Raw genomic sequence first — 6109 nt, 5'->3', positions numbered from 1 at the left:
GCCGCCGGTGACGCGGCCGCCCGGCGCAGCCGCGCCGGCCGCCGCGACTGCGGGCGCGCGGCCGTACAGACGCACGGCGGCGGCGAGCAGCAGCACGCCGACGATGCCGGACAGCGCGATCTGCCAGCCCGGCCAGACCACGGTGCCGAGGTATTGCAGCGGCGAGTTCAGCAGCGCGATCAGCGCGATGAAGGCGAGCAGCATGGCGCCGACGTTCAGCGCGAGCTTGAGGCCTTCGCCGGCGCCGCTCGCGGCCGCGTCGATGACGTTCGCGCTGTGGCGTTCCACTTCGATGCGCACGCTGCCGCGCGTCAGCGGCTCGCCGGTTTCCGGGATCAGCACCTTGGCCAGCACGAGCGTGGCCGGCGCGGCCATGATGCTCGCGGCGAGCAGGTGCTTGGCGTACTTGGCCATCTCGGCCGGATCGTTGCCGCCGAGCAGGCCCACGTAGGCCGCGAGCACGCCGCCGGCGATGTGCGCCATGCCGCCGATCATGACCGTCATGAGCTCCGACTCGGTCATTTTTTCCAGGTACGGCTTGATCGTCAGCGGCGCCTCGGTCTGGCCGATGAACACGCTCGCGCAGACCGACGTGGTCTCGGCACCGGAAACGTTCATGACTTTCGTGATCGCCCAGGACATGCCCTTGACGATCTGCTGCATGACGCCCAGGTGGTACAGCACGCCCATCAGCGCGGCGAAGAAGATGATGGTCGGCAGCACCTGGAACGCGAAGATGAAGCCGAACGTGTTCGCGTCGAGCAGCTTGCCGAAGATGAATTCGGAGCCGACCTTGTTGAACTCGAGCAGGTGCACGAAGCCCTTGCCGAGGCGGTCGAACAGCCAGGCGCCGAGCGGCACCTTCAGCACGAACGCGGCGAACAGGATCTGCAGGGAAATGCCGGTGGCGACGAGTTTCCAGTCCACCGCGCGGCGGTTGTTGGAAAAGGCGTAGGCGATCAGTACCAGGACGACGAGGCCGAACAGGCCGAACAGGATGTGCCCAAGGGCAGCCAGCATAGATTTCCCCAAAACCCCGTGAACGCGCGCAGGCATAACCGCCCGGCATAAGTCGGGCGAGCGTAGTTCAAGCCCGAACGGCGAGGCAAGGCGCGCTGCGGGCGACGCATACGACCCGGGCAGCGGAGCCGTGGACGCACGCCGCACGCCCCTGTTTTTCCCGGCATTCCGCCGGATGCCGGCGGCGCGCCAGCCGGCTGGCGGCGACCCGGAGGGGTTCCGGCGGCCGTGAATTCCGACTTTGTCCGGAGGTTCCCTATACTCCGGAAGGTCGGATCGCGCCGGAGGGGCGCGCAACGGGGGACGGCGTGCTGACGATCAAGCGGCGGTTGTTGCTGAGCCACCTGGCGGTGATCCTGCTGGGCGCCGGTGCCTTGGGCGCCTACATGTACTGGTCGGTATCCGACCAGATGCTGGCGGCGGTGGCGCAGCGGCTGATCGACAACGTGCGCCTGCTGCAGTCCACCCTCGACGCGGACGACGTCCGCGCGTTCGGCGACCGCGCCGATTCGGCCGCGGGCCAGCGCATCGTCGCGCGCCTGCGCGCCGCCACGGAGCTCAATCACGACCTGGCCAGCGCCTACGTGGTGGAGCCGCGCGGCGAATCCCTGCGCGTGCTCGCGACCAGCGTCGGCGACGGCCGCCCCGACACCGATTTCCTGAGCAGCGAAGAAATCAGCTTGCTGCGCCGCGGCATCGACGGCGCGACGGTCAGCGACATCCGCATCGCTGCGAGCGAACGCGCCGAGCTGTCGGCGCTGTCGCCGGTCGGTGCGGCGACGCCGGTGCCTTATGTCGTCGGCGTGCGCCTGGACGCGGGCAGCCTGCAGCGCAGCCTGCGCCTGCTGCGCCTGTCCACGCTCGGCGCGATCCTGTTCGGCGTGCTGCTCGCGCTCGTGCTGTCACGCCTGCTGGCCGAACGGCTGTTGCGGCGCATCCGCACGCTCGGCGAACGCTGCCGCGTGCTCGCGTCCGGCGAGCCGCTGCCGACCAACCAGCTGCCGATCGGCGACGAATTCGACCGCGTCATCGCCGATTTCGACGCGACCGCGCAACGCCTGCGCGAGGCCTCGGCGGAACGCGAGGCGGCGCTGGCCGCGTTGACCGAAGCCAATGCCCAGCTCGAGCACCGCGTGCAGGAACGCACGCGCGCGATCGAGGACGCGACCCACCAGCTCAAGGGCGAGATCGAGAACCGCCTGCAGGTCGAGGCGCTGCTGGCCGAAGCCGCGCTGACCGACGGCCTGACCGGGCTGCTCAATCGCCGCGCCATGCTCGAGATGCTGGTCCAGGCCGTACTGGCGTCGCGCGGGCAGGGCGGCTTCAGCGTGATCCTCGCCGACGTCGACCATTTCAAGCGCATCAACGACCAGTACGGCCACGGCGTCGGCGACCAGGTGCTCAGCGCCGTCGCGCGCGAGCTCGAACAGCTGCAGGGCGACAACCGCCATGCGGCGCGCTGGGGCGGCGAGGAATTCTTCCTGCTGCTGCCCGGCACTCCGCTGATGGAAGCCTGCCGCCGCGCCGAGGAACTGCGCCAGCGCATCGAGCGCCTGCCGACGCCGATGCGCGGCCTGCGCGTCACGGTCAGCCTCGGCGTCGCCGAGATCCAGGCCGGCGAAGTGCTCGAAGACTGCCTCAAACGCTGCGACCAGGCGCTCTACCGCGCCAAGGATGCGGGGCGCAACGCCGTCGTCGCCGCGCGCGGCAACGCGTTCGCGACGATGTCGTAGTTGGCGGGAATCGGGAATCGGAAAAGCGACGGCCGCGGGGCTGCTGCCGGCGATTGCACCGGCGAGTTCCGGGAAAAATCCTGCGCGCCGGAAGCCTCTTCCCTCGCCCGAGGAGAAGAGGCTGACCGAGTTCAGCGGCTTTCGTTGAAATCGTTCGTTGTTTTTCACGGATCGCGGCAGCCTTGCCTCGTGCGGTGCGCTGAAGACGCCGGCCGCCGCCGGTCTCACACCGGCTTCGCCGCGATGCGCTGGTAGTAGTCCGGCAGCGGCGTGAACCCGACGTGCATCTCGTGCAGGCGGTCGGCGAGCTTGATGCCGCGCACGGCATGCTCGGGGTACGCGGCGACCTGGTGCACCTCGCCGCGGCCCGACTTGCCGAAGTCGTAGCGCCTGCCGTCGGACAGGCGGAATGCGATCGCGAACAGGTCGAAGTTCCACCAGGTCTCGATCGAGGTCACGAACACGCCGGCCGGCAGGTCTATCGTGTGCTCGGTGCCGCCGGACGTATTGCCGAACCAGCGGCCGTCGCGGCCGTCGAAGTCGAAGCGCAGCGCGTCGATGCGGTCGGCGGAGCGGATCTTGATCCGGGTCAGGCGCTGGCCGCCCTGTTCGTGGATGTCGCCGATGTTAAAGTTGTGCTCGTTGCCTTCCATGTAGCCTAGGCCCGCATACGGACCGGTCCAGACGAGCCGGTTCAGCGCGACGGGCTGGTCGTCCTCGTGGCCCGGCAGCACGCGCGACCAGAGCAGCGACGCGTCGAGCGCGGCGGCCTGGAGTTCGCGTTCGTAGGTGTTGTTGGCCTGCGACTTGTAGAAGTTCACGCAGACCTCGGCCGGTCCCTGGTTGAGCTGGCTGCGGCCCGACAGCGAGAACTTGTGGCAGTCGCGCGTGACGTAGTCCTTCAGCGACCAGCCGTAGATCGCGTTCTGGCGGCCGATCAGCGGCTCGGCCTTGATCTGGCGCTGGCGCCAGGCCAGTTCGCCCGGGATGCCGGTCTTCGCGACGAAATTCTGGTATTCGGTGATCGCCGAGCCGAGCTGCTTCAGATACAGCGGCTTGTCCACTTCGCTGCCGTAGATCTCCTGCGTGAACAGCACGCGCTCGCGCAGCAGGGTCAGATGGATCATGGCCAGTTCGAGCACGAAGGACAGCGAGCCCGGCGTGTAGTTGGTCTTGGTGAAATGATCGATGATCGCGTTGATGCGGCGGATGCAGCCGTCGAGGCGGCCGGGCCGGTCCGGCGGATTCTTCGTCTCGTGGTATTCGGCGATGGAGCGGCGCAGGCCGGCGAGCTCCTGCTTCATCGTGCCGAGGTCGTACTGGTCGATCAGTCCCTGCACCCAGCGCTTCATGCGCTCTTCGGACTTCTTCATGAGCTCTTCGGGCGTCTGGTGATCCTCGGGCCAGATCAGGCCGAGCACCTTCTCGACGGCGCCGCCGACATAGGGAATCTTGCCGGCCGCGAGCAGGAACACCGCGCGCACGAGATCGCTGTCGCTCATGGTGCCGGCGGAGGCCTCGAGGAAGGTCACCTGTCCGGCGGGCTTGTTGCTGAATTCGTCGGCCTTTCCCTGGCTGACCTTCGCGTTGTCGGAGATCGTGACCGAGGCGTTGGTGTTCACGAGCACGCCATCGGTGTAGGCGTCGCCGCCGATGCCCATGGTCGGCATGCTCTTCCAGAAGCGGATCTTCAGGCGCGGCTGGGACACGTCGGCGTCGACCGCATGCCCGGACTCGATCTCGCCGTACATGCTGTCGAGCACGATGCGGCAGACGTCGTCGTTGTCGTTGTACAGGCCGTAGAACAGCTTGCGGCCGGACTGGTTGCTGATCGTCCACATGACTTTGCTGCGCATGTCGAATGTCCTTTGAGGATGCGGCCCGGAACGAGCGACACGGGACGCAGGCCGCCGCACGGCACGCCGCGGCAGCACTCGGTCGACAGCCCCCTGTCTCGTCACCACAAAGCGCACTTTGCCTCATCGGCCCATCACGACACTTTTGTTTCGTCGCGCGGTGGCGCGGCGGCCGCGCGGCCGGGAAAAGAGAACGCGTAGGCAGTCCGTGCGGCGGTCTTTGCCGAGCAACGCGATTGCAACGTCGGCGCATTAGTTTCGCGGCCCGGTCCGCAGCGCGGACCGGCGGGGGGAGTCCGCAACGGCAATGAAGGGAGTCAGATATGCGCATCATCGCAACGATGGTCGTGGGCGCGCTCGCGCTCGCGGCCGGCGGACAGGCCAGGGCCTGGTCGCAGGAAACCCACCGGCGCATCGTGCTCGACGCCGTGCAGTACATGAAGAACAATCCGGCGACGACGCGCTATGTCCAGCTCGCGGCCTGGGCGCAGAGCGCCGGCATCAGCATCGACCAGCTCGCCCAGGTGCTCGGCCAGTCGGCCTACGACGTCGATGATTTTGCCGACACCTACATCTGCGGAGCAATCACCGGCGACTGCGTGCGTGCGCCGCTGTGGTCGACGACGGCCTCGCTCGTCAACTACAGCTCCTATTGGCATTTCCAGAACCACACGCGCGGCCGCGACGCGCACGGCAACGATTTCGGCGGCTACAACTACAGCCAGCTGACGCAGTCCGGCGACATCGACGAGCTCGCCGCGGGCTGGCTCTGGAACGACCATATCGACGACGGCAACGGCGGCATGAAGGGCTGGTTCTCCGACGGCACCAAGTACAACACCTACGGCGTGACCGAGGCGCACTACCGCATCGGCTCGGCGTCGAGCGCGTCGATGTACCAGGACTACCAGAACTTCCCGTTCCAGCCGATCGACAATCTCGGCCAGTACTGGTGGAGCCAGTTCCTCACCAGCCCGACGCCGCAGACCGTCGGCTACGTGTTGCACACGACCGATCTGCTGCAGCCCCACCACACCTGGACCACGAGCGGCAACAACCACTCGGGCTGGGAGACCTGGGTCAACGACTACTACTACAGCGAGGGCTTCAACAGCCCGGCGCTCGTGGCCGCGGCGCTCAACGACGGCACGTTCGGCAAATGCGGCAGCAGCGCGGCCGCGGACATCCGCGGCGTGCTGACCCAGGGCGGCGCGTATTCGTACCGCAACGGCGGCATCGTGCTGTCGTCGCAGGCGCACGAGGACCGCGTGCGCGTCGCGCGCCAGACCGTGCCGCATGCGATTGCAATGGCCGTCGTCGTGCTCGACTGCGCCGCGCTGCGCGTGGCGTCGCATTGAGCGCCGCGACGAAACCGGCCTGCGCTTCCACGTCGCGCGCTTGCGCGCGGCGTGGTCTGGCCCTGGCCCTCGCGCTGATCGCGCTGCCGCTCGCGGCACACGAATCGCCGCGTGCCGTCGCGCCGGCGGCCGCGGCGGCGGC

4 protein-coding genes are annotated in these 6109 nt (G+C 68.1%); 2 read left to right on the top strand and 2 right to left on the bottom strand.

What is annotated here, in order from left to right; genetic code table 11:
- Positions 1–1020 (bottom strand): NupC/NupG family nucleoside CNT transporter (locus tag NON22_RS18995; RefSeq protein ID WP_257388535.1); only part of this gene is annotated, 1020 nt, incomplete at its 3' end.
- Between the two features lie 308 nt (positions 1021–1328).
- On the opposite strand from NON22_RS18995, the gene NON22_RS18990 reads away from it, so the two are divergent.
- Positions 1329–2753 carry a GGDEF domain-containing protein gene (locus tag NON22_RS18990; protein ID WP_257388534.1) on the top strand — a complete coding sequence of 475 codons (1425 nt, stop codon included), beginning with the start codon at positions 1329–1331 and terminating at the stop codon, positions 2751–2753.
- Positions 2754–2977: 224 nt separating this feature from the next.
- On the opposite strand, the gene NON22_RS18985 is transcribed toward NON22_RS18990, so the two are convergent.
- On the bottom strand, positions 2978–4609 hold the full coding sequence (locus NON22_RS18985) for an insecticidal delta-endotoxin Cry8Ea1 family protein (RefSeq protein ID WP_257388533.1): 1632 nt from the start codon (positions 4607–4609) through the stop codon (positions 2978–2980).
- Positions 4610–4932: 323 nt separating this feature from the next.
- Here NON22_RS18985 and NON22_RS18980 point away from each other — a divergent pair, with 323 nt between their 5' ends.
- On the top strand, positions 4933–5967 hold the full coding sequence (locus NON22_RS18980) for a phospholipase C/P1 nuclease family protein (RefSeq protein ID WP_257388532.1): 1035 nt from the start codon (positions 4933–4935) through the stop codon (positions 5965–5967).
- Positions 5968–6109 lie beyond the last annotated feature (142 nt).

It is taken from the genome of Tahibacter caeni (assembly GCF_024609805.1).
GTDB classification, from domain to species: Bacteria; Pseudomonadota; Gammaproteobacteria; order Xanthomonadales; family Rhodanobacteraceae; genus Tahibacter; species Tahibacter caeni.
This window is presented reverse-complemented; position numbering and strand designations above follow the sequence as displayed.

Excerpts from the sequence above, each read along its gene's own strand:
- NON22_RS18985 (WP_257388533.1), bottom strand. The coding sequence starts at position 4,609 with ATGCGCAGCAAAGTCATGTGGACGATCAGCAACCAGTCCGGCCGCAAG.
- NON22_RS18980 (WP_257388532.1), top strand. The coding sequence starts at position 4,933 with ATGCGCATCATCGCAACGATGGTCGTGGGCGCGCTCGCGCTCGCGGCC.